20 protein-coding genes and 1 pseudogene are annotated in these 23631 nt (G+C 53.6%); 13 read left to right on the top strand and 8 right to left on the bottom strand.

Translation table 11 applies throughout. From position 1 onward, the window contains the following. Positions 1-173 precede the first annotated feature (173 nt). Complete coding sequence (locus ACMGGX_RS03730) at positions 174-2366, top strand: EAL domain-containing protein (protein WP_420298064.1); 2193 nt, start codon at positions 174-176, stop codon at positions 2364-2366. Between the two features lie 44 nt (positions 2367-2410). On the opposite strand, the gene ACMGGX_RS03725 is transcribed toward ACMGGX_RS03730, so the two are convergent. Continuing rightward, positions 2411-3598: a NupC/NupG family nucleoside CNT transporter gene (locus tag ACMGGX_RS03725; protein ID WP_008501591.1), complete on the bottom strand. Its 1188-nt coding sequence runs from the start codon at positions 3596-3598 to the stop codon at positions 2411-2413. A 348-nt stretch (positions 3599-3946) separates the two neighbouring features. On the opposite strand from ACMGGX_RS03725, the gene ACMGGX_RS03720 reads away from it, so the two are divergent. After that, a complete protein-coding gene (locus ACMGGX_RS03720) occupies positions 3947-5185 on the top strand; it encodes an Nramp family divalent metal transporter (RefSeq protein WP_023308718.1) in 1239 nt (412 codons plus the stop codon). 32 nt (positions 5186-5217) lie between these two features. Here ACMGGX_RS03720 and ACMGGX_RS03715 read toward each other — a convergent pair whose 3' ends face one another. Both ACMGGX_RS03715 and mgrA read right to left on the bottom strand, forming a co-directional pair. Beyond that, entirely contained in the window at positions 5218-5571 is a 354-nt protein-coding gene (locus ACMGGX_RS03715; RefSeq protein WP_420298063.1) for a DUF2502 domain-containing protein, read from the bottom strand. Between the two features lie 127 nt (positions 5572-5698). Then, positions 5699-6697 carry an L-glyceraldehyde 3-phosphate reductase gene (mgrA, locus tag ACMGGX_RS03710; RefSeq protein WP_420298062.1) on the bottom strand — a complete coding sequence of 333 codons (999 nt, stop codon included), beginning with the start codon at positions 6695-6697 and terminating at the stop codon, positions 5699-5701. A gap of 184 nt (positions 6698-6881) precedes the next feature. Here mgrA and ipdC point away from each other — a divergent pair, with 184 nt between their 5' ends. Next, positions 6882-8540, top strand: coding sequence for an indolepyruvate decarboxylase (gene ipdC, locus ACMGGX_RS03705; RefSeq protein ID WP_420298061.1), 1659 nt, complete (start codon positions 6882-6884; stop codon positions 8538-8540). Here ipdC and ACMGGX_RS03700 read toward each other — a convergent pair. Continuing rightward, positions 8541-9748, bottom strand: a pseudogene (locus ACMGGX_RS03700) (ion channel protein). A 229-nt stretch (positions 9749-9977) separates the two neighbouring features. Between ACMGGX_RS03700 and glk the strand changes: the two are divergent. Beyond that, positions 9978-10943 (top strand): glucokinase, encoded by a 966-nt coding sequence (gene glk, locus ACMGGX_RS03695; protein ID WP_420298060.1) that lies wholly within the window; start codon positions 9978-9980, stop codon positions 10941-10943. A 35-nt stretch (positions 10944-10978) separates the two neighbouring features. Here glk and ACMGGX_RS03690 read toward each other — a convergent pair whose 3' ends face one another. Together ACMGGX_RS03690 and ACMGGX_RS03685 are read right to left on the bottom strand one after the other, a co-directional pair. Then, positions 10979-11704: a LytR/AlgR family response regulator transcription factor gene (locus ACMGGX_RS03690; RefSeq protein WP_023308712.1), complete on the bottom strand. Its 726-nt coding sequence runs from the start codon at positions 11702-11704 to the stop codon at positions 10979-10981. Positions 11705-11707: 3 nt separating this feature from the next. Further along, positions 11708-13414 (bottom strand): LytS/YhcK type 5TM receptor domain-containing protein, encoded by a 1707-nt coding sequence (locus tag ACMGGX_RS03685; protein ID WP_420298059.1) that lies wholly within the window; start codon positions 13412-13414, stop codon positions 11708-11710. A 116-nt stretch (positions 13415-13530) separates the two neighbouring features. Between ACMGGX_RS03685 and ACMGGX_RS03680 the strand changes: the two genes are divergently transcribed. Together ACMGGX_RS03680 and alaC are read left to right on the top strand one after the other, a co-directional pair. Further along, entirely contained in the window at positions 13531-13782 is a 252-nt protein-coding gene (locus ACMGGX_RS03680; RefSeq protein ID WP_181593593.1) for a hypothetical protein, read from the top strand. Positions 13783-13800: 18 nt separating this feature from the next. Continuing rightward, positions 13801-15039, top strand: a complete 1239-nt coding sequence (alaC, locus tag ACMGGX_RS03675; RefSeq protein ID WP_023308710.1) for an alanine transaminase — start codon at positions 13801-13803, stop codon at positions 15037-15039. 51 nt (positions 15040-15090) lie between these two features. On the opposite strand, the gene ypdK is transcribed toward alaC, so the two are convergent. Then, positions 15091-15162, bottom strand: a complete 72-nt coding sequence (gene ypdK, locus ACMGGX_RS03670; RefSeq protein WP_099458937.1) for a membrane protein YpdK — start codon at positions 15160-15162, stop codon at positions 15091-15093. Positions 15163-15520: 358 nt separating this feature from the next. Continuing rightward, positions 15521-16441: a kdo(2)-lipid IV(A) palmitoleoyltransferase gene (lpxP, locus tag ACMGGX_RS03665; protein WP_029741363.1), complete on the bottom strand. Its 921-nt coding sequence runs from the start codon at positions 16439-16441 to the stop codon at positions 15521-15523. Between the two features lie 12 nt (positions 16442-16453). Between lpxP and ACMGGX_RS03660 the strand changes: the two genes are divergently transcribed. From ACMGGX_RS03660 to hcp, 7 genes are all read left to right on the top strand, one after another. After that, positions 16454-16591 (top strand): hypothetical protein, encoded by a 138-nt coding sequence (locus ACMGGX_RS03660; RefSeq protein ID WP_162791110.1) that lies wholly within the window; start codon positions 16454-16456, stop codon positions 16589-16591. A 633-nt stretch (positions 16592-17224) separates the two neighbouring features. Continuing rightward, positions 17225-17722: a type VI secretion system contractile sheath small subunit gene (gene tssB / locus ACMGGX_RS03655; RefSeq protein ID WP_420298058.1), complete on the top strand. Its 498-nt coding sequence runs from the start codon at positions 17225-17227 to the stop codon at positions 17720-17722. Positions 17723-17754: 32 nt separating this feature from the next. Then, positions 17755-19299, top strand: a complete 1545-nt coding sequence (tssC, locus tag ACMGGX_RS03650; RefSeq protein WP_063440544.1) for a type VI secretion system contractile sheath large subunit — start codon at positions 17755-17757, stop codon at positions 19297-19299. Positions 19300-19313: 14 nt separating this feature from the next. Next, positions 19314-20657: a type VI secretion system baseplate subunit TssK gene (gene tssK, locus ACMGGX_RS03645; protein WP_420298743.1), complete on the top strand. Its 1344-nt coding sequence runs from the start codon at positions 19314-19316 to the stop codon at positions 20655-20657. Next, entirely contained in the window at positions 20654-21343 is a 690-nt protein-coding gene (gene tssL / locus ACMGGX_RS03640) for a type VI secretion system protein TssL, short form (protein ID WP_420298057.1), read from the top strand. The genes tssK and tssL overlap by 4 nt, the downstream gene beginning before the upstream one ends. Then, positions 21340-23046: an OmpA family protein gene (locus ACMGGX_RS03635; RefSeq protein WP_420298056.1), complete on the top strand. Its 1707-nt coding sequence runs from the start codon at positions 21340-21342 to the stop codon at positions 23044-23046. The genes tssL and ACMGGX_RS03635 overlap by 4 nt, the downstream gene beginning before the upstream one ends. Before the next feature lie 5 nt (positions 23047-23051). Next, entirely contained in the window at positions 23052-23543 is a 492-nt protein-coding gene (gene hcp, locus ACMGGX_RS03630) for a type VI secretion system effector Hcp (protein WP_023325816.1), read from the top strand. Positions 23544-23631: the final 88 nt, after the last annotated feature.

The raw sequence follows: 23631 nt of genomic DNA, 5'->3' as shown, positions 1-23631 counted from the left end.
GTGTTTGTAGCACCCGCCACCCTATTTTGTTATCAAAAAGAAGGTATTTCTGTACCTCACCTCAATCGGCATCAATAAACCAGTCTAAAAATAGACTTGAACTTGATTCGCGCAATTAATAAACATATTATCCATCCGGTCAATAATTCTCTCGGAAAATAACGCCCTGGTTAATGAATAGAAAAACTTACAATAATGTAAAGATATTTATGATTGCCCTGGCTCTGTGCCTGATTGCGGTACCTATCTCCCGTTATCTCTCTCCCCGCGCAATTGTTAATGGTCACGACGTTTATTTAGCATGGTTACCTTTAAGCGTAATGCTGGCGGTAATTCTGCTATTTGGGCGCAGGGCTATTCTTCCCATTTTGTTAGGTTTTACTGTCACTAATTTATTCTATGTAAATTTAGTACCGCTACAATATTCAGTATTACTGTTCTGTCAGACCTTTGCGGTGTTTGCGGCGTGCGGCCTTCTGCGCATCATGCTGGGTAAGCGTTGGCGTTACTGCATCCCTAACAAGCACATCGGATTACGGATATTCTGGCTCGGTTTTATGGTGCCAATAGGGATTAAGCTGTCGATGTATTTGGCTGGCTATTTGTTTGATTTTCCGGTGACAATTTCGACCTTTTTCGGCGAAGGGACGGTAATTTATAACGTTGTGGATATACAAAGCCTGATATGTGCGGCATTGATTTTTACCATGATGTTCTATTACCCGTTAAGAATGATAATTAATCCTCGTTATGCAATAAATTTCTGGCGACGAAGCGTGAAGCCCGTGTTTTTTTACAAGAATTCATTATATATTTTTGTCTGGCTGATGCTTTTAAGTTTCATTCTCGTCATTTTGTGTGGTCCTTTTGAATCTCCCGTCATTGCGGGCTATTTGATGCCGCTGATTTTTATTCTTTTTACCTTAGCGATAAGCCGACTGACCTATGCGTTGATTTCTCTGCTGTGGGCTGTATCTGCGCTCCTGCTGTTGAACTACAACTACAACTTCCTTAACGGGGTGGAATCGGGCCATTCGCTCTCTTTTATTCTGTCCGTGCTTATCTCGTTCGCGATCTGCCTGCTTTACATGTCGCGTATTTACCAGCGCAGCGAGTGGCTTAAGCGGGGCTGGCAGGGCAGGGCGCTCACCGATCCGCTGACCGGATTGCCCAATATTCGTGCGCTGGAGGATTATCTTGAGGTTCACCCGGATGCAAAAGTGAGCATTCTGCGTATGGATAACCTGGAATTTTTGAGCCGCCACTATGGGATCCTCATGCGGGTCCATTGCAAACGTACGATCGCCACGTCGCTGCAGCCTCTCCTGCAAAAAGATGAGACGCTCTTCCAGCTCCCCGGAAGCGAGCTTGTGCTGGTATTACTGGGTCCGGGAACCGCTGAGCGCCTCCAGCATATGGTTGATCGACTGAACAGCCGTAAGATTTTCTGGAACAACACCGGGCTGGATATTGAATTTGGCGCGTCCTGGGGAATGGTGGAAAACGGCGAAAAACTGCACCACACGCTGGGGCAGCTGAGCTGGCTGGCCGAGCAATCCTGCGGAACAACAAACAACGTGCTTGCGCTCACGAATAGCCTTGAGGCGGCATCAGGGCAAACGACAGAGCGAGTCCTGATGCTGGCGCGGATTAAGCATGCCCTGGAGGCGGGTCAGTTCCATTTATACGCGCAACCGATCCAGAAGGCGGACGGGAGCGGCTACTACGAAATTCTGGCGCGTATGGAGAGCGAGGGCGAGATCTTCACTCCTGACCGCTTTATTCCGTTGATTGCCCAGTTCAACCTCAGCCACCGGTTTGATATGTGCGTCATGGAGAAATTACTGCTGTGGCTGCGCGATCACCCTTCAACGCAGGCTGGCGCCCGTTTCTCCGTTAATCTTATGCCGCTCACGCTGATGCAAAAAGAGGTGGCGACCGAAATTTGCGCGCTTTTTGAACGCTACGGCGTTGCGCCTCAGTCCGTCGTGATTGAGATTACCGAAGAGCAGGCCTTCTCAAATTCAGGCTGCAGCATCCACAATATTCAGCAGCTGCGGGATTACGGTTTCCGGATTGCCATAGATGATTTTGGTACCGGCTACGCCAACTACGAGCGCCTCAGACGCCTGCAGGCGGACATCATTAAAATTGACGGCTGCTTTGTTAAAGACATTTGTACCGATGATATGGATGCGATGATCGTACAGTCGATGTGTAATCTGGCGAAGACGAAATCGCTGTGCGTCGTAGCGGAATACGTCGAAACACCGGCGCAGCGGGAGATGCTGCTTCGCTTCGGCGTGGATTACCTGCAGGGCTACCTGATAGGCAAACCCAGACCGCTGGAAGAATTGCGGGCATAAAAAAACCGGGAGCCAGGCTCCCGGTTTTTGTTTAACGCTAAACGTTAGAGTACCAGTGCTGCGATAGAAGCAGACAGGACGCTCACCAGCGTAGAGCCGTAAACCAGCTTCAGGCCAAAGCGAGAAACCACGTTGCCCTGTTCTTCGTTCAGACCTTTAATCGCGCCCGCGATAATCCCGATGGACGAGAAGTTCGCGAAGGAGACCAGGAACACGGACAGAATGCCTTCCGCGCGCGGAGAAAGCGTGCTGGCAATTTTCTGCAGATCCATCATCGCAACGAATTCGTTAGAAACCAGTTTGGTTGCCATGATACTGCCCACCTGCAGCGCTTCGTGAGCAGGAACACCCATCACCCATGCAACCGGATAGAAGATGTAGCCCAGAATACCCTGGAAGGAGATACCCAGCACCGCGGCGAACAGGGCGTTCAGCGCAGAAATCAGCGCAATGAAGCCGATCAGCATGGCGGCAACGATAATCGCCACTTTGAAGCCCGCCAGAATATACTCACCCAGCATTTCGAAGAAGCTCTGGCCTTCGTGCAGGTTTGACATCTGAATGTTCTCTTCGCTTGCGTCAACGCGGTACGGGTTGATAAGCGACAGAACGATAAAGGTGCTGAACATGTTCAGAACCAGCGCCGCAACAACATACTTTGGCTCCAGCATGGTCATATACGCGCCCACGATAGACATGGACACGGTAGACATTGCGGTTGCCGCCATGGTGTACATGCGGTTGCGGGACATTTTGCCGAGAATATCTTTATACGCGATGAAGTTCTCAGACTGACCGAGGATCAGGGAACTGACGGCGTTGAAGGATTCCAGCTTGCCCATGCCGTTCACTTTGGATAACAGGAAACCAATTCCACGAATAACGAACGGCAGAACGCGGATGTGCTGCAGAATACCGATCAGCGCGGAGATGAAGACGATAGGGCAGAGAACCTTCAGGAAGAAGAATGCCAGACCTTCGTCGTTCATTTTACCGAAGACAAAGTTGGTCCCTTCATTGGCGAATCCGAGCAGTTTTTCGAACATTTCGGAGAAGCCTTTCACGAAGCCGAGGCCTACGTTGGAGTTCAGGAAGAACCACGCAAGTAAAACTTCAATGACCAGCAGCTGGACAACATAACGGATACGAATTTTTTTGCGGTCTGTGCTGACCAGCAATGCAAGTGCAGTAACGACAACAAGTGCCAGGACAAAATGAAGGACGCGGTCCATATTTGCTCCAAATATGAGGCAGGTTTAATTTTCGTGCACATTCTATGTAACAAGCGAAAAGAAAACGAGATCGAGGACACACTATAGTTACATCCTGTGACGAGTCTCAAAAATAGTGATCCACAATACATTTTTGTTATGTTAGGTAAATGAGTGAAAAGTTAAGTTTGTGTGCTAGTCTTCACAAAAGCGCGCGCGATTTCAGTTTCTGTTAGATCGCCCCACTTACCCGCCCGTCTATCGTTCAAAGCTATCAGAGAAATCACTGTAAACAGCATAAATGATCTTGATAATCATTCTCATTTTGATAACATTAAACATAGCAAAGGCTATATTTCAGAGGCAGAAATGACAAACAGTCGCGTAGAGGGTAGCAGTGGCAGAGCCGCGCGCAAGTTGCGGTTCGCATTAATGGGACCTGCGTTCATCGCTGCCATTGGCTATATCGATCCAGGTAACTTTGCGACCAATATTCAGGCCGGGGCCAGCTTCGGCTATAAGCTGCTGTGGGTGGTCGTCTGGGCTAACCTGATGGCGATGCTGATTCAGATGCTCTCCGCAAAGCTGGGGATTGCCACAGGTAAAAACCTGGCGGAGCAAATTCGCGACCATTATCCGCGTCCGGCCGTCTGGCTCTACTGGGTTCAGGCGGAAATCATTGCCATGGCCACTGACCTCGCTGAATTTATTGGCGCAGCGATCGGGTTTAAACTGATTCTGGGCGTGTCGCTGTTGCAGGGGGCGGTACTGACCGGGATTGCCACTTTCCTGATCCTGATGCTGCAGCGTCGGGGTCAAAAGCCGCTGGAGAAGGTTATCGGCGGTCTGCTGCTGTTTGTCGCGGCGGCCTATATCGTCGAGCTGATTTTCTCACAGCCGAATCTGGTGCAGCTCGGTAAAGGTATGGCAATCCCAAGCCTGCCAACCTCGGAAGCGGTGTTCCTGGCCGCCGGGGTATTGGGGGCGACTATCATGCCGCATGTGATTTACCTGCACTCCTCGCTGACTCAGCATCTCCACGGTGGGACGCGCAAAGAGCGTTACTCCGCCACCAAATGGGACGTGGCGATTGCCATGACCATCGCGGGGTTTGTCAATCTGGCGATGATGGCTACCGCTGCCGCCGCTTTCCACTTTAACGGCCACACCGGTATTGCCGATCTCGACCAGGCTTATCTTACGCTAGAGCCCTTACTGAGCCATGCTGCCGCCACGATATTTGGTCTCAGCCTGGTGGCTGCCGGTCTTTCTTCTACGGTGGTGGGCACGCTGGCAGGCCAGGTGGTGATGCAGGGGTTTGTCCGCTTCCATATTCCGCTGTGGGTTCGTCGCTCCGTCACCATGCTACCGTCATTTATCGTGATCCTGATGGGGCTCGATCCTACGCGAATTCTGGTCATGAGCCAGGTGCTGCTGAGTTTTGGTATCGCGCTGGCGCTGGTGCCGCTGCTGATCTTTACCAGCAACAAAAACCTGATGGGCGAACTGGTCAACTCGACCCTGGTGAAACGGACCGGGTGGGCCATCGTGGTGGTGGTAGTGGCGCTGAACCTGTGGCTGCTGGTGGGCACCGCGTTGGGTCTCTAAAAGAAAAAGGAGCCGGGAGGCTCCTTTTTGCATTAATGGTGACCGTGGCCATGACCGTGGCCGCGTCCTTTCCCGCCGCGATCCCAGCCGCCGCGACGGTCGTCACGATCGTTCCAGCCTTCGCGGTAGCCGCGCTCATACGCGTTGTCTTTATACCAGCCGCGGTGTCTGCCGTTATCATGTTTCCACCAGCGGTCTCCGCGCCACTCATAGTGACGGTTCCAGTAGTCACGGTCGCGCCAGTAGCCACCGTCCCAGTATCTGCCGTAGTCGTCACGATCGCCAATTTGTAATTTTACTGATGGCAACAGGGTGATTTCGCCCGCATTGGCGACCAGCGGGGCTGAAGCCAGTAATACCGCTGCAAGAATCAGTGACCTGAACATACTCTTTCTCCTTCACGATCGGGGCCCTTGTGGGGCCTGTTAACGCAATATTACGAGTTGGTAAAGCCTCGTTTCATCGCCTCAACTCCGAATTGCTGAATGAGAGCACTTTTTGCTAAAAGTGATTTTATTTTGAGCTGTTCAGGATTGTATCGATACGGACCAGTTCTTCAGCAGAGAAATGGCGGTTTTCCAGCATCCCCACGGCGTCATCAATCTGAGCCGTTTTACTTGCTCCAATCAGCACTGACGTCACGTTCTCATGGCGTAATACCCAGGCCAGCGCCATCTGGGACAACTTCTGACCGCGCTCTTCCGCCATGGCGTTCAGCTTTCTTACCTTCTCCAGCTTCTCTTCGGTGATCTGGTCAGGGTTCAGGAACTGACTGCCGCTTGCCGCGCGTGAGTCTGCCGGAATGCCATTCAGATAGCGGTTGGTCAGTTGTCCACCGGCCAGCGGCGAGAAGGGAATGCAGCCGACTCCTTTTTCCTGCAGCACGTTCAGCAGCCCCTCTTCCGGCGCACGTTCAAAAAGAGAGTATTTCGGCTGGTGGATCAGGCAGGGCGTACCGAGATCGTCAAGGATATCAATCGCCTTGCGGGCCAGTTCTGCAGGGTAGTTGGATAACCCGACATACAGGGCTTTTCCCTGGCGCACCGCATGGTCAAGCGCTTTCATGGTTTCCAGCAGCGGCGTGTGTGGGTCAGGACGGTGATGATAGAAGATATCCACATACTCCAGCCCCATGCGCTTCAGGCTCTGATCCAGGCTTGCCAGCAGATATTTGCGTGACCCCCAGTCGCCGTAAGGGCCTTCCCACATGGTATAACCTGCTTTAGTAGAGACGATCAGCTCGTCTCGCCAGGGGAGGAAATCCTCCTGCAAAATACGGCCGAAATTTCGTTCGGCCGCTCCCGGCGGCGGGCCATAGTTGTTGGCAAGGTCGAAATGCGTAATGCCCAGATCGAACGCGCGCTGTAAAAGTTGACGGCTGTTTTCGATAAGCGTGGTGTCGCCAAAGTTATGCCACAGCCCAAGCGAGATGGCGGGCAACCTGAGTCCGCTTTGCCCGCAGCGACGATACTCCATTGTCCGATAACGATTTTTGTCCGGCTGATAACCCATTCTCATGACCTCTGGCGCTGAAGAAAAAATCAGTGTATGCGTTTACATTAACGCGAAAAAAAGCAGCATAGCGCAGCCTTTTTTGTAAAGCATTCTTTCCATGCTCTTCTTATCGCCAATTCTGGACAGTCATCACGCTTATTTAATACTCAAGGTGAGGTCAACATTAGAAGGATACCTGTTCATGCGTACCCCATACTGCGTCGCCGATTACCTGCTGGACCGTCTTACAGATTGTGGAGCCGATCATCTGTTTGGCGTGCCGGGCGACTATAACCTGCAGTTTCTCGACCATGTGATAGACAGCCCGGATATCTGTTGGGTGGGCTGTGCCAACGAGTTAAACGCCTCCTATGCCGCGGACGGATACGCCCGATGTAAGGGCTTTGCCGCGCTGCTGACGACATTTGGTGTAGGAGAGTTAAGCGCCATGAACGGCATTGCGGGCAGCTACGCCGAGCACGTTCCGGTGCTGCATATTGTGGGCGCGCCGGGTACAGCGTTACAGCAAAGAGGAGAGCTGCTGCACCATACGCTGGGCGACGGTGAGTTTCGTCATTTTTACCATATGAGCGAACCGATCACCGTTGCACAGGCGATCCTGACCGAACAAAACGCCTGCTATGAGATTGACCGGGTGTTAACTACCATGCTCCGGGAGCGTCGTCCCGGCTATCTGATGCTGCCTGCGGATGTGGCAAAAAAAGCCGCCACGCCGCCTGTAAACGCTCTCACTCTCAGGCACGCGCATGCCGATAGCGCCTGCCTGAAAGCGTTCCGGGATGCCGCTGAGAACAGGCTGGCCATGAGCAAGCGTACTGCGCTGCTGGCCGATTTCCTTGTCCTGCGCCATGGCCTGAAGCATGCCCTACAGAAATGGGTCAAGGACGTGCCGATGGCACACGCCACTATGCTGATGGGTAAAGGCATATTTGACGAGCGTAACGTCGGTTTTTACGGCACGTATAGCGGTTCGGCAAGCGCCGGTGCCGTTAAAGAGGCGATTGAAGGGGCAGACACGGTGCTGTGCATCGGGACGCGATTTACCGATACCCTGACCGCCGGCTTCACCCATCAGCTAACCCCGTCACAAACAATTGAAGTTCAGCCTCATGCCTCACGCGTCGGTGACGTCTGGTTTACCGGCATCCCCATGCTTCAGGCGATCGAAACGCTGGTGGAGCTGTGTAAACAGCACGTGCACGATGCGCCGGCACCGTCGTCTCAAAGCGCGATGGCCTATCCGCAGCCTGATGGCTCGCTGACGCAGGACAATTTCTGGAAAACGTTGCAGACGTTTATCCGCCCGGGAGACATCATCCTTGCGGATCAGGGCACCTCGGCCTTCGGCGCGATCGACCTTCGTCTTCCGGCTGATGTGAATTTTATCGTCCAGCCGCTGTGGGGATCGATCGGCTACACCCTGGCCGCAGCGTTTGGCGCGCAAACCGCCTGCCCAAACCGGCGCGTGATTGTGCTGACGGGGGATGGCGCGGCGCAGCTCACCATACAGGAGCTTGGCTCGATGCTGCGGGATAAACAACACCCCATCATTCTGGTCCTTAACAACGAAGGGTACACGGTGGAAAGAGCGATCCACGGGCCGGAACAGCGTTATAACGACATTGCGCTATGGAACTGGACGCAAATCCCGCAGGCTCTGAGCCTTGATCCTCAGGCCCAGTGCTGGCGGGTCAGCGAAGCGGAGCAGCTGGCGGATGTCCTTGAGAAAGTGGCGCACCACGAGCGGCTCTCGCTGATTGAGGTGATGCTGCCGAGGGCCGATATCCCGCCGCTACTGGGGGCGATTACTAAAGCGCTGGAAGCGCGCAATAGCGCCTGATTACTTGTCGTTTCGCCAGGCCATCATCATCGGTTTGCCCGCCAGCAGGAGCCAGGCGGGCAACATCACGATACAGAGCAGGGGGAAAAGCGTCGAATCGGGTACCACTACCGCCGCCATAAACAGGCTGAGCCAGGCGTCGCGCGTGACCACCAGAACCAGCCCCAGAATAGAGCAGGAGACGGTAATGGCCGCAGGCACCGCATCGACGTGTTCGTGCAGCATCAGCCCCAGCGCTACGCCGACAAAGACCACCGGGAAAATGCGTCCTCCGCGGAAACCGCAGGCTGCAGCCACCACCAGCGCGGCCAGCTTAATCACGGCAAACAGCAGATAGTCGGAGACGCTAAAGACCTGGCTGAAGGCCAGCTGCTGCATCTCGTCCAGACCTTTGAACAACGTCACCGTCCCGCCGATTGCCCCTAAAATACCGAGGATCAAACCACCGGCCCCGAGAACTAACACCGGGTGTTTGAGTTTATGCATCAGCCGGTGCAGGCGAGGAAGACACCATACCGCCACCATTCCCAGCGCGATGGCGATCGCGACGACGATGGCGCCGCTGAAAATATCGGCTATCTGCATTTGGCCGTAGTGGGGGAGAGTGAGAAGTGGGGATGGAAAAACAGGCTGGTCGTCAGCGCGCCAGCGGCTGCAGCCATTAGCGGGGCAAACAGCTTATCCCACAGCGGGACGTCGTTATTGCTGCTGAGCGTCTGAGAAAAGATCAGTGCGGCTGCGACGGGCGTGCCGAAAAGCGCCCCGATGGTGCCTGCGGAGGCGAGGATGGTCCAGTCCAGCGCGCCGACGCGGGGCAAAATGCGTGAACCGAGGAAAACCGCCAGGCCAATATTCACCGCCATAATCGGATGCTCCGGCCCCAGGCTGACGCCGCCGGCCAGACCGATAATCAACGCAATGAGCAGCCCGGGCAGTGCCGAAGGGGGAACCGGGGCGCCAATCAGCGGTTCCTGCGCCGGATCGGGGCCTGCATGGCCAGGACTGAAACGGATCACCAGGCCTACCGCAATACCGGTCAACGTCAGCATCATAATGATCCAGGCAGGAGAATCAGCGCTGACCCCCAGTTTTGTCGGAAGCGCCGTCCATAACATGGCTTGCAGCACCGACGCGACTTTCATCACGACAATGAGCACCAGACTTGAGGCCACGCCAATAATTAGCGCCGGAATTGCCAGCAACAGCATGGTTCTGGCTCGCGGGTGGAGCATGATGATTTCCTTGTACAAAACGGCATTACGTTACTTTGCACATTAAGCTTTATGGCAATAGTGCAAAAGGTGCTGAAACGGTAAAGTTATTCTGTGACGAAGATCGATAATCCATGGGCATTCACCTTATGGCCGTTGTTGTTATCACGCCTTGAATTTACAGTGTCCCAAAGATTTATTCTGACTTTAGCGGAGCAGTAGAAGAATGACAAAGTATGCTTTGGTAGGTGATGTGGGCGGCACGAACGCGCGCCTCGCATTGTGCGATGTTAGTAGCGGTGAGATTTCCCTGGCGAAAACCTATTCCGGGCTGGATTATCCAAGCCTTGAAGCCGTTGTCCGCGTCTATCTGGAAGAGCATCAGGTGAGCGTTGAAGACGGCTGCATCGCGATAGCCTGCCCGATAACCGGCGACTGGGTCGCAATGACCAACCATACCTGGGCATTCTCCATCGCCGAGATGAAAAAAAACCTCGGTTTTTCACATCTTGAAATCATCAATGACTTCACCGCGGTGTCTATGGCGATCCCGATGCTGAAGCCAGAGCATCTGATCCAGTTTGGCGGCGCTGAACCGGTCGAAGGCAAGCCGATTGCGGTTTACGGTGCCGGTACCGGCCTCGGCGTGTCGCATCTTGTGCATGTTGCTCAGCGCTGGGTAAGCCTGCCGGGTGAAGGCGGCCACGTAGACTTTGCGCCTAACAGCGAAGAAGAGGGCATTATCCTCGAAGAATTACGCGCTGAGATCGGCCACGTCTCCGCCGAGCGCGTTCTTTCAGGTCCGGGGCTGGTGAATCTGTACCGCGCGATTGTGAAATCAGACGGTCGTCTGCCGGAAAATCTGCAGCCAAAAGACGTCACTGAACGCGCGCTGGCAGACAGCTGCATTGACTGTCGTCGTGCCCTGTCGCTGTTCTGCGTGATCATGGGACGTTTCGGCGGCAACCTGGCGCTGACGCTGGGCACCTTCGGTGGGGTCTATATCGCGGGCGGGATCGTACCGCGCTTCCTCGACTTCTTTAAAGCCTCGGGCTTCCGCGGCGGGTTTGAAGATAAAGGGCGCTTCAGAAGTTACGTGCAGGACATTCCGGTTTATCTGATCGTGCATGACAATCCAGGACTGCTGGGTTCCGGGGCCCATCTGCGTCAGGTTCTCGGTCAAATCCTCTGACGCAGAGCCCTCTCCCGCGGGAGAGGGCCTTTTCTTTACAGGTGCATCAGCTGACGAAACTCTTTCACCTTGCTGCGGCTTACCGGCACCTGAAAATCCAGATCCTTCAGACGCAAAATGTAGGTGTTGTTAAACCACGGTTCGATCTCGCGGATCTTATTTAAATTCACGCAAAAAGACCGGTGGCAGCGGAAAAAGTGGGCAGCCGGGAGCTTGCTGCAGAATTCGGTAATGTTCATCGCCATCACGTACGATTCCCGCCGGGTATAGACAAACGTCATCTTTTCGTGCGCTTCGGCGTAGTAGATATCGTTGACCGGGGTCACGATGATGCGCTCGTCTTTAACCAGATTTATGGTGTCGTTTTCGCGTACCGTCGGGCTGGCGGGGGCGGTTTGCTGCTGCCAGGCGGCCTCCAGCTTTTGCAGCATGCTGACAATCCGCGACTCCTGATAAGGCTTAAGAATATAGTCAAACGCCTCCAGCTCGAAGGCCTCTACGGCGTGCTCTTTCCAGGCGGTAACGAACACAATAAACGGCTTATGGGCAAACTGATTGATGTTTTGCGCCAGTAATACGCCATCCAGCGACGGAATATTAATATCCAGGAAAATGGCGTCGACCCGGTTATGCTGCAAAAATTTCAGCACGTCCAGACCATCATCAAACGTACCCACAATCTCCATCTGGCTGTGGGTTTTGATAAGCCAGGTGAGCTCCTGCTGAGCCAGGAATTCATCTTCTACGATGATAACTTTCATGGGTTACTCCACCTGGGGCAACAGTGATGCCGTCGTATGCGCGCGCGAGCGCTCATTCGGGACGTAAAAAGCAATTTCGGTACCTGGTTCAAGACGTTGAATATGCAGCCCGTCGCCGTAAAGCAGCTTGACCCTGTGGTGCACGTTCAGCAGACCGATTTTATTCCCCGGCATCTCGTTAGACTCCACGCGCTCAATGACTTTTGGATCAATCCCGTGGCCGGTATCGCGCACGGCAATCCGCACCCGGTTGCCGCTTTCGGTGACGCTGATGGTGACGACGCCTTTGCCTTTGCAGGGCTGAATACCGTGAACAATCGCGTTTTCAACCAGCGGCTGGATAAGCAGGCTCGGGATCTCGCAGTTGACCTCTTCATCAATATCGTAAATGACCGTGAGCTTATCGCCAAAGCGCGCCTGCTCAATTGCGATGTAGTCCTTGATCTGATAAAGCTCTTTTTTGATGTCGATCTGCTCGTCATCTTTAAGTTCGATGTTGTAGCGCAGATAGCGCGACAGGTTAAAAATCAGCTGGCGCGCGGTGTCCGGATTAAGGCGAATGGACGAGGAGATAGCGTTCAGCGCGTTAAACAGGAAATGGGGATTGATTTTACTCTGCAGCGCGCGCAGTTCTGCCTTATTTGCCATCTCGCGCAGCTGTTCCGCCCGCGAAACCTCAAGCTGGGTGGAGATAATCTGCGACAGGCCGATGGCCATCTCCTGCAGCGTGGAGGTGATCTGATGCGCGTGGCAATAATAAATTTTCAGCGTGCCCGTCACGACGCCTTTCTCCCACAGCGGGATGACCAGCATCGAGTGAATTTCCGGCGTTCGGTGGGCTTCGTCATTGTTTTTAATAATGATTTTACCGTAGTTAATTGCCTGTCTGGTGGTCGGGCTTATGGTGTCATCGTTGTCGCGATAGTTGTGCTCCCCGACGCCAACGTAGGCCAGCACGTGGTCAATATTGGTGATGGCGACGGCGTCAGCGTGGATGTCATGGCGGATAATTTCGCAGACCTGACGCAACGATTCCGCGTTAACGTGGCGGAAGAGCGGCAGCGTTTTGTTGGCGATATCCAGCGCCAGCTTGGCCTGACGGGCGGCACTGGCCTCTTTTTCCCCTTCAACGCTTTGCACCAGCAGCACGATAAAGCCGATGCACACGCTGCCCAGGATCATCGGAATACCGATTTTCGAAACGATATCCAGCCCCAGCGCGGTGGTGGGGGCCCAGACGACGACAAGGATCATGGTCAGCGTTTCGCACACCATGCCTGCGACGATCCCGGCGCGCCAGCGCTGTTTTTTCGGTATTTTGCGGCTGATCCAGCCGGAAAGCACCCCGGCGATAATGCTGGTGATAAAGCACGGCACCGCCGTTACGCCACCGATATCAATAAGATAGCGGTGCGTCCCGGCAATCAGGCCGGTGATAACGCCCACCCACGGACCAAACAAAATCCCGCCGGACATGACGGCGATAATGCGCACGTTAACCAGCGAACCTTCTACCGGCACGCCGGACCAGGTGCTGAACAGGGCGAACAGCGAAAAGATGGCGGTAACGGCCAGCAGCTCTTTTGGCGAGTGGGCTGATTTGTGCAACAGCTCGCGAAACAGGCGAATGCGAATGAGGAAGAACAGGCAAATCAGCATTAATGCCGCGCGGTCAAAAACCGCCAGCAGCATAGTGAATATTTCGTGCACGAGTAGACCTGGGAAAACGGGAAAGAACCATGATAAAAAACCTGGCGCGTATTGACCAGCTATCCGTCAGGTTTATCAAATGAGGAAAAACCATAATTTTGAAAGGGGATTATCTGGTGATGACCGAGGCGTCCTGTTTTTTTCTGAACGGCGCATCGTCAGGTAACTGGTTTGATATCATCCTGTTAAATAACAGCTATCAGAAAGCCGATCCCGAAACAGGGGCTTCCGCTTTTAGGCGCAGCCGGGTTCCGGTTTTCAGACGATCGCTTTTTTTTCATTTCCCTCTCGACAGCATGATTTTTTTCAGGTTATTTTCTAAACATGCCACATCGGTGGCAGCGTCGCTCGGACGGTCCGGGCGCTAACGTTAATCTGAGGAATCTATGGCTGAATTCAGTCCTGAACGCCGTTTTACGCGTATCGATCGTCTCCCCCCTTATGTTTTCAATATCACTGCTGAACTGAAAATGGCTGCGCGTCGGCGCGGCGAAGATATTATCGATTTCAGCATGGGTAACCCTGACGGCCCAACGCCACCGCATATCGTTGAAAAGCTCTGCACGGTAGCCCAGCGCCCGGATACGCACGGCTACTCAACCTCTCGTGGTATTCCCAGGTTACGTCGCGCGATCTCGCGCTGGTATCAGGATCGCTATCAGGTTGATATCGATCCTGAAAGTGAAGCTATTGTCACCATCGGCTCGAAAGAGGGGCTGGCACACCTGATGCTGGCTACGCTGGATCATGGCGATACGGTGCTGGTGCCTAATCCAAGCTACCCGATCCATATCTACGGCGCGGTGATTGCCGGTGCGCAGGTCCGTTCTGTGCCCCTGGTGGAAGGTGTCGATTTCTTTAACGAACTGGAACGTGCGATTCGCGAAAGCTATCCGAAACCCAAGATGATGATCCTCGGTTTCCCGTCGAACCCAACGGCGCAGTGCGTGGAACTCGATTTCTTCGAGAAAGTGGTAGCCCTGGCCAAGCGTTATGACGTGCTGGTGGTTCACGATTTAGCCTATGCGGACATCGTCTATGACGGCTGGAAAGCCCCGTCGATTATGCAGGTCCCGGGCGCGCGTGATGTGGCGGTAGAGTTCTTCACCCTGTCGAAAAGCTACAACATGGCGGGCTGGCGTATTGGCTTTATGGTGGGTAACAAAACGCTGGTGAGTGCCCTGGCGCGCATTAAGAGTTATCACGACTACGGTACCTTCACGCCGCTGCAGGTCGCGGCTATCGCTGCCCTGGAAGGCGACCAGCAGTGCGTTCACGAGATTGCCGCCCAGTATAAGCGCCGCCGCGACGTGCTGGTAAAGGGGTTGCATGAAGCGGGCTGGATGGTTGAAATGCCGAAAGCGTCCATGTACGTCTGGGCGAAAATTCCGGAGCCGTATGCGGCGATGGGATCGCTGGAGTTTGCCAAAAAACTGCTGCAGGATGCGAAGGTGTGTGTATCACCGGGCATTGGCTTTGGTGATTATGGCGACACCCATGTGCGTTTTGCCCTGATTGAAAACAGCGACCGTATTCGTCAGGCGGTGAGGGGCATCAAGAGCATGTTCCGGGCCGACGGTCTTCTCACCTCAAAGAGCGTCGCTGAACACCCCGCGTCGTCATGACATAAAAAACAGGAGCCGATGGCTCCTGTTTTTTTGACAGCATGTTCTTCACTAGATCATCAGGGCAAAGGTTCCGGCCCAGACTAAAACAATCACCGAAATGCCCATAAAGAAATATTTCACGTTTCATCGCTCCGCGTATCTTGTGGTACGCATTTAAAAACAGAGTCCACCTGATTATAGAGAACTGAAATCCGGTCAAAACGGAAATGAGAATTTTCCCGTTACGCCGTCAACTCCAGCTCAGAATTCTGTGCTTTCCTGTTGCCAGACGGCGCTAATGTACGCTTAAAAATGAGGGGTGACAAGAGGGATTTTTTTAAATAATTTCCGTTACTTACGGGTGTCGTGGAACGGCGACAGTTTGATTTCGCTTCGCAATAAATTCACTTTGGGCGAAGCATTGAAAAGACGCTTACTCAGCGGAAGGACAGGTGATTGAAAAGGTTAGTTTCTTAGCGAAACTAACCTTCATGAAGGGCTAAATATAGAGCGAGGTTTCGCCAAGAGGGCGGGTTTTGAAACGACGGTGCATCCACAGATACTGCTCTGGCGCGCGCATGATTTCAGTTTCAATGACTTTATTGATAAACGCAGCGGCTTCGCACTCGTTTTCCGGATAGTTAGCCATTTCAGGGGAGATGTGCAGACGATAACCTGACTTATCTGCTTTTCGCACCATCGTCACGGTCAGCATGGAGGCACCAGACAGACGCGAAATGACAAAGGTGCCGTTAGTCGTCGCAACGTCTTTCACCGCAAAGAAAGGCGCAAAGCTGCTGCCTTTACGTCCATAATCCTGATCGGGGGCAAACCAGACGGCCTCTCCTTTCTTGAGAGCACCGACCATACCGCGCAGGTTATTACGGCTGATCATCGCCTTATTGGAGCGCATGCGGCCTCGCGTCTGCACCCATTCCATAAGCGCACTGTTGTGCGGTCTGTAGGTTGCCATCATTGGCTGGCAAAGCCCCATCACGCGGCCGCCCAGCTCCAGCGACATAAAGTGAACGCCGACAACCATCACGCCGCGTTTTTGCATCTGCGCACGTTTAAGGTTATCCAGCCCTTCAACGTCAAACCATTTGCGGACACGCTCATCCGGCCAGAACCAGGCCATGCCGGTTTCAAGCAGCGCCATGCCGATAGACTTGAAGTTTTCAGCGATGAGCTTCTCACGCTCTTCGGCATTGTACTGCGGGAAACAAAGCTCAATATTTTTACGCGCGATGGATTCACGACGTTTCAGGAAAACGCGGGAAGCGCTGCCCAGTTTCGACCCCAGCAAGCGCAGGACAGGGTACGGAAGTTGAACCAGCAGCCAGAGTACGCCAAGACCAAACCATGTAAACCAGTAACGCGGGTGTAAAAACGCACGTTGAAATTTGGATTGAGACAAAATAGTAGAACCTATGTGAAGCCTGTAAAGGTAGCGCAGAGTTTGCGATACGACGTGCCGATAAGACCGTTCTTCAAGGTGATGGTTGCAGACTTTACCGAACTTTACGGCGTTGCCTGGCCACTGCTGATTTGGGCGGGCGGCGTAATGTAGCACCGTTATACGATATGTGCTATTACTCGTTTTTGATTAAAAAAGCGGCGATTCGGGAGGTGTTTGATTTTACACTGTATAAATTCGAGAAGTAAGAGCAGCCTTCATGCCTGAGGGGAGAACTGAAGCCTTTGCGTAAGCAGGAGTGAGCCGACAAAAGAGCAGCTGTGTTTATTTTCGGACCTTCATATACGTTTTATTTTTCCTTCGAATAATAGATAAGAATTTTCTTTGTGAAAATTCTTATCTATTATTCATGCCATAAATCAATTCGTCGCTTGTATTTATTCATTAACCTCTGTCTTTTATCTGCTCGCAATAACCTGTCGCTGTACATTCATCTTTTTTTGATATCATGCCGTGATGTAAATCAAAACAAAATGGTTTTATTAGCATCTCTCTGTTTGCGATCCTTTTTACGATACAAATATTCGCTTTGCATGAAGAAGGCAGTGTCTTTTACTAAGGCAAATGGATAATTCGCAATAATCTCTTAGTGGAAAATTCTTAAGAAATTTCTCATTGCGGGTAAATGATCTGTATATTTGATTTTACGTCGATCATTATTCTAATATTGCACATCAAGAACGATACCGTGAAGTTGGCGTAGCAAAAACACAGAGGGATGATGAAATGGCTGACAGTTTTCAAAATGAGGTGCCTAAGGCACGTATAAACCTGAAGCTTGACCTGCATACGGGCGGGGCAAGCAAGAAAATGGAATTACCGTTGAAATTACTGGTTGCGGGTGATTTTAGTAATGGTCAGGAGTCTGCTCAAATATCTGAGCGTGAGAAAGTTAACATCACGAAAAATAATTTCGACAGCGTTCTTTCCGAATATTCCCCAAAACTTAATCTAACCGTTAAAAATACGCTGTCCGAGGATGGTGGTGAGGACTCTATACAGCTGACTTTTCAGAGCATTAAAGATTTCACGCCAGAGCAGGTGGCTGCTCAGATACCGCAACTGAAAGCAATGCTGGCGATGCGCAACTTGCTGCGCGATCTGAAGGCTAACTTGTTGGATAACCAGAATTTCCGAAAGGAGCTGGAAAAAATCGTTCTGGACCAGTCGCTTAGCGCTGAGTTGCGAAATGAACTATCCGCGCTGGCATCAAGAAAATCGTAACCATCACGCTGTTTTAACGGATTTATCAAGGAATGCTCATGTCTGTACAAAATAATATTGCCGGGAGTGAAAGCGTGGTGCTGGAACGTCCTGCTGCGGGTGGGGTTTACGCCTCCCTGTTTGAGAAAATCAATCTGAGTCCTGTCTCCGAGTTGAGCGCGTTAGACCTCTGGCAAGATGCGCAGGCGATGTCAGATGCGACCGCTGATGAGCGTCTGACAGCAGGTATGCAGGTCTTTCTGGAATGTCTGACTAAAGCAGGCGCGAAGGTCGAAAAACTGGATAAAAGCCTGATCGATCATCACATCGCGGAGCTCGATTACCAGATCAGCCGTCAGCTGGACGCGGTTATGCACCACGACGAGTTTCAGGCGGTCGAAAGCCTGTGGCGTGGGGTGAAATCGCTGGTTGATAAAACAGATTTTCGCCAGAACGTGAAAATTGAGCTTCTGAGTATGTCCAAAGAAGATCTGCGCCAGGACTTTGAAGACAGCCCGGAAATCATCCAGAGTGGTCTGTATAAACACACCTACATTGATGAATATGATACCCCAGGCGGCGAGCCGATTGCGGCACTGATTTCCGCTTACGAGTTTGATGCTTCAGCGCAGGATGTCGCTCTGCTTCGCAACATCTCCAAAGTATCCGCTGCTGCACATATGCCGTTTATCGGCTCTGCAGGCCCGAAATTCTTCCTGAAGGAGTCAATGGAAGACGTCGCGGCGATTAAAGATATTGGCAACTATTTTGACCGCGCAGAGTACATCAAGTGGAAATCGTTCCGCGATACTGACGACGCCCGCTACATCGGCCTGGTCATGCCGCGCGTATTAGGACGTTTACCGTATGGCCCGGACACCGTTCCGGTTCGCAGCTTCAACTATGTCGAAGAAGTCAAAGGTCCGGATCACGACAAATACCTGTGGACCAATGCATCGTTTGCCTTCGCGTCAAACATGGTGCGTAGTTTCATCAATAATGGCTGGTGTGTACAAATCCGCGGCCCGCAGGCTGGTGGTGCGGTTCAGGACCTGCCTATTCATCTGTACGATCTCGGTACCGGCAATCAGGTAAAAATCCCGAGTGAAGTGATGATTCCTGAAACCCGTGAATTCGAATTCGCGAATCTGGGCTTCATTCCTTTGTCCTACTATAAAAACCGCGACTACGCGTGCTTCTTCTCAGCCAACTCCACTCAGAAACCGGCGCTGTATGACACCGCTGATGCGACGGCGAACAGCCGCATCAACGCCCGTCTTCCGTACATCTTCCTGCTGTCGCGTATCGCCCACTACCTGAAGCTGATTCAGCGCGAGAACATCGGTACCACGAAGGACCGCCGACTGCTTGAACTGGAGCTGAACACGTGGGTCCGCAGTCTGGTTACCGAAATGACCGATCCGGGCGACGAGTTGCAGGCTTCTCACCCGCTGCGCGACGCGAAAGTGGTAGTGGAAGACATCGAAGACAATCCGGGCTTCTTCCGCGTGAAGCTTTACGCAGTGCCGCATTTCCAGGTGGAAGGCATGGACGTCAATCTGTCGCTGGTTTCCCAAATGCCGAAAGCCAAATCGTAAAAACAGGCAGGAAGCTGATGAAAACGGAACAACCGTTATGGGGCAGGGGCATTATGGTCTCTCCCCAGCATTTTCAGCAACAGGTCGCGTATGCGGCCTGGTCTGCCGAATGCATTGCCCGACTGGGCCTCTCCTGTCCATGGGGGGTTATCAACGCCACCTTCGAACCGGAAGCTCTCAGGCTTGGACGTTTGCAGGCCCATCATCTGCATGTCCGTTTTCAGGACGGCACGCTGATTGATACAGATAATGCTGATACCCTGCCACCGGTCCTGTCGCTTGAACGCGAATCGCAGGAGGTGACGGCGGTACTGGCACTCCCGCTGCTGCGGTCGAACGGCGGCAACTGCCTGAAACCCGAAGAAGTGGCCGAGCGTCCGGTGCGATATCGTCAGCGCTGGCGGGATGTGCGCAATGCTTATGGAGATGACACCCGTCAGATTGCCGTAATGCAGCCCGAACTGACCCTGCGTTTTGCGCATCAGAACAACAGCGATTACCTGATTTGTCCGGTCGCCCGACTGCAGCAAGACTCGCAGGGTACATGGCAATTAGACGAGACGTTTCTTCCTCCACTGTTGACTCTCCAGGGCAGCCGTTGGCTGGTTACCCAGCTTGAACAACTCCTGACCCAACTGCGGGCTCGTCTGTGCCGTCTGATGGCGATGCGGCGTGAAAGCAATGAGCGTATGGCAGACTTCGCCGTGGCCGATGTATCACTGTTCTGGCTGCTCAACGCGCTGAACAGCGCTGAGCCCGTGCTTGGCCAGTTCCAGCGTAACCTGCAAAGCCCGCCGGAGCGTCTGTATCCGGAACTCTCTCGCCTGGCAGGGAGCCTGCTGACCTTCTCTCTGGAACATCAGGTGAGCGCTATACCGATCTGGCACCACGAGCAACTCAATACGGTGTTTCCACCGCTGTTTGATTTGCTTGGCGATTTGCTTGAAGCCAGCTTGCCGTCCCGCGTGGTGGCCCTGTCACTCGACTATGACCCACGACTGCACTTCTGGCAGGCTCGACTGCATGACCCGCGCCTGCGCGAAGGGGCTGATTACTATCTTTCTGTGCGCTCGCCGATCCCAGTAGCGCAACTGCAGGAACAGTTCCCGCGTCAGTGTAAGGTGGGCAGTCCTGACCATGTGCGGGGGATCGTCAACTCTTCCCGCGTGGGCGTGCCGTTGATGCCATTGCGCCATGTACCAGCCGCCATTCCGCTGCGCCTGGAAAATCAGTATTTCAGTCTCGATCTCTCCCATCCTCTGGCGACTGAGATGCTCCAGAGTGGGACGTGTATGTTTTACGTCCCGGGCATGCTGGGCGAGCCTGAGCTTGAACTCTTTGCGGTGCTGAGAACATGAGTGAGCATAAACACGGCGCTGCCGTATCTGTTGATATTGACGCACTGCTGCAGGATACCTGGCTGCAGGTCATTAGCCTTCGTCATGGACCGCAGTTTCAGGAAGGTGAAGGTCGGATTTTGTGGGAGCGCTGTATCGCTGACGTGGAGCGCGTTCAGCGCGAACTGAAAGCGAGTGAACTCGACGAAGCCAGCTGTGAGCATATCCTCACTGCACAATGTGCATTACTTGACGAAGCGGTCAAAGGGCGCGGTGTAGAGGATGACGCCTGTGTGCAGTGGTATGACATTCCCCTGCAGGGACACTTCCTCGGCACGATGGACGCCGGCGACACCCTGTGCGACAGGATGCGCAATGTCCTGCGTGAACCTGCACCAGACAATGCCGTACTGACCTGCTTCCAGCGGGTAATGATGCTCGGATTTATGGGAAGTTTCCGCTCACTGAACGATCCTGAACGCCAGAAGCTGGTCAGCGCGCTCAGTGAACATGTCGCGCCGTTCAGCTATCCGCAGACCCACCCTGTTCTGGCAGAAAGCCGTGCCGGGTGGGGAATGGGCGGCTGGCTCGCATCATGGCCTGCACGTATTGGACTAAGCGTGATTATTCTTGCCGCGCTCTGGTGGGGACTGGATTGTTGGCTCGATCAGATGCTGCTGACCCTGCTGCCGGGAGCCATAAAATGAGTCCTGCACAACAGCGCGGGCTTGCGCTGTGGGCCGCCTTGCTGAGTGCCGTGGTCTGTCTGGCTTTTTTGCCGGTATCCCGGCTGGCTTCAGTGCTCGTTCTGCTGGCGATGCTCGGGGTTATCTTCGTGTTCTGGTATATCACCAAACCTCGTGCGGAGCATGACGTCATCCTGCTTTTGGATGACCTTCCTGAATCCTCTTACCGTCAACCCGTGGTGCTGGTTTGTGGCGATCTGCCGCTGACCTGGCCGCAGCAGTCATCAGTACTCATCGTCACGCATGGATGCTGGATCCGTGTTGAGGATCATCAGGATCTGGAGCAGGTTGCCCGTCAGGTACTGTGGCAGCGTCCGGACTGGGGACGTCAGATGTCGGTGATGGTCAGTGTCTGCCCGCAGAAACACGTTGACAGCGAAGCCCTGACAAGTCGTCTGCTGGCTCTGCGCTGGCAAATCAGCCAGTTGCGTAAAGAAACGGGACATTATGTGCCATTGATTTTGAATGGTCAGATCGGCAGCGCGATGACGGATGACATGCTCTGGCAGGCCGCTATTCCGGGTGAAGGGTGGACTGTCTGGCGTGAGTCGAGTGCGCCTTGTTCAATTGCCGCGTGGGTCTCTACTGGCGGTGCGCCTGTGATGCAGCAGCAGGTGCTGATGAACAGCCTGATGAGCTGGTTCCATCAGCATGTCCAGGCGGTATTCATCGATGATAATCCTGATGTTCCGGCCATTGCACCTGCAGCGCAGCTGTGGGGAATGGGGCCGATTCTTGCCGGAAGCCTTGCATCATCAGCCTGGACGGCGTGGTTATCGCGTCATACCGCCATGCAGCAGGTGACCGGCTGGCAGCCCAGGGGGACGGACAGTACGGTGATCTCACCCTTACCGGATTTCATCCTGCCGCTGCTACCGGAGGGAAGTGGACTCACTCCTCGGGCCCGCACCTGGCGCTGTGTCCTTGGTCTTTTCACCCTGGCGGCCATCGCCGCGCTGCTCAGCAGTGGCTGGAACAATCGCCAGCTGCTGCATCGCGTGAGCTTCGATATAGCCCGTTATGACAGCCTCTCCATGGATGACTACGGCCTGAAGGCTAGCGCCGTAGCGGCCCTTCGTGAGAATGCGGCGCTGCTGGATGACTATGCACGTAACGGCGTACCGGCCCGACTGGGTCTGGGGCTTTATCAGGGGGAACGTCTACGGATTCCCCTTCTGGAAGCGATCCGCTCGTATGTGCCGCCGCCTCCTAAACCGCAGCCAACCCCAAAACCGGTGCCGAAAATTGTGAGGCTCGACAGCATGTCACTGTTCGATTCCGGCAAGTTCGAGCTGAAGGCGGGTTCCACCAGAATGCTGGTGAATTCACTTGTTGGCATCAAAGCGAAGCCCGGCTGGCTGATTGTCGTGTCCGGCCATACCGATAACACCGGTACTCCGCAACTGAACCAGACGCTCTCCCAGAAACGAGCCGAAGCGGTACGAGACTGGATGCGTGACACCGGTGACGTGCCGGAAAGCTGTTTTGCGGTGCAGGGCTATGGTGCAAGTCGCCCGATCGCAACTAACGACACCCCGGAGGGCCGTGCGCTCAACCGCCGTGTCGAAATCAGTCTGGTACCGCAGGCTAGTGCCTGCCAGATACCGGGCAATCCCAAGGCGTCATCGCAGGATGATGGCGTCTTAGAAAATAAAACGGAGTAATTAACATGGCAATTCCTGTTTATCTTTGGCTGAAGGACGACGGCGGCGCGGACATTAAAGGGTCTGTTGACGTTCAGGATCGTGAAGGCAGCATTGAAGTGGTTGCACAGGAGCATAACCTGTACATCCCGACCGACAACAATACCGGCAAGCTGACCGGCACCCGCATCCACACGCCGTTCCTGTTCACGAAGGAAATCGATTCCTCCAGCCCGTACCTGTACAAGGCGGTGACCACGGGTCAGACCCTGAAATCCGCTGAGTTCAAGTGGTACAAAATCAACGACGCGGGCCAGGAAGTGGAGTACTTCAACACCAAACTGGAAAACGTGAAGGTAGTGAAAGTGAATCCTGAAATGTATGACATCAAGGATCCTTCTAAAGAGAAGCACAACCACCTTGAACGCGTTGAACTGCGTTACGAAAAAATCACCTGGACCTACAAAGACGGCAACATCATTCATTCCGACTCCTGGAACGAACGAGCCACGGCGTAATCCTGATGCGGGCAGGTTTTCCTGCCCGCAGTTTTTTGCTGAGTGCCTGTACGTAACGGGCTTTCAGCAAAGAAAATCACAAACTGCC

The organism is Enterobacter sp. BNK-29, from assembly GCF_048684785.1.
In the GTDB taxonomy this organism is placed as follows: domain Bacteria; phylum Pseudomonadota; class Gammaproteobacteria; order Enterobacterales; family Enterobacteriaceae; genus Enterobacter; species Enterobacter cloacae_M.
Note: the sequence above shows the minus strand (reverse complement) of the source record. Positions and strands in the feature narration are given on the sequence as shown.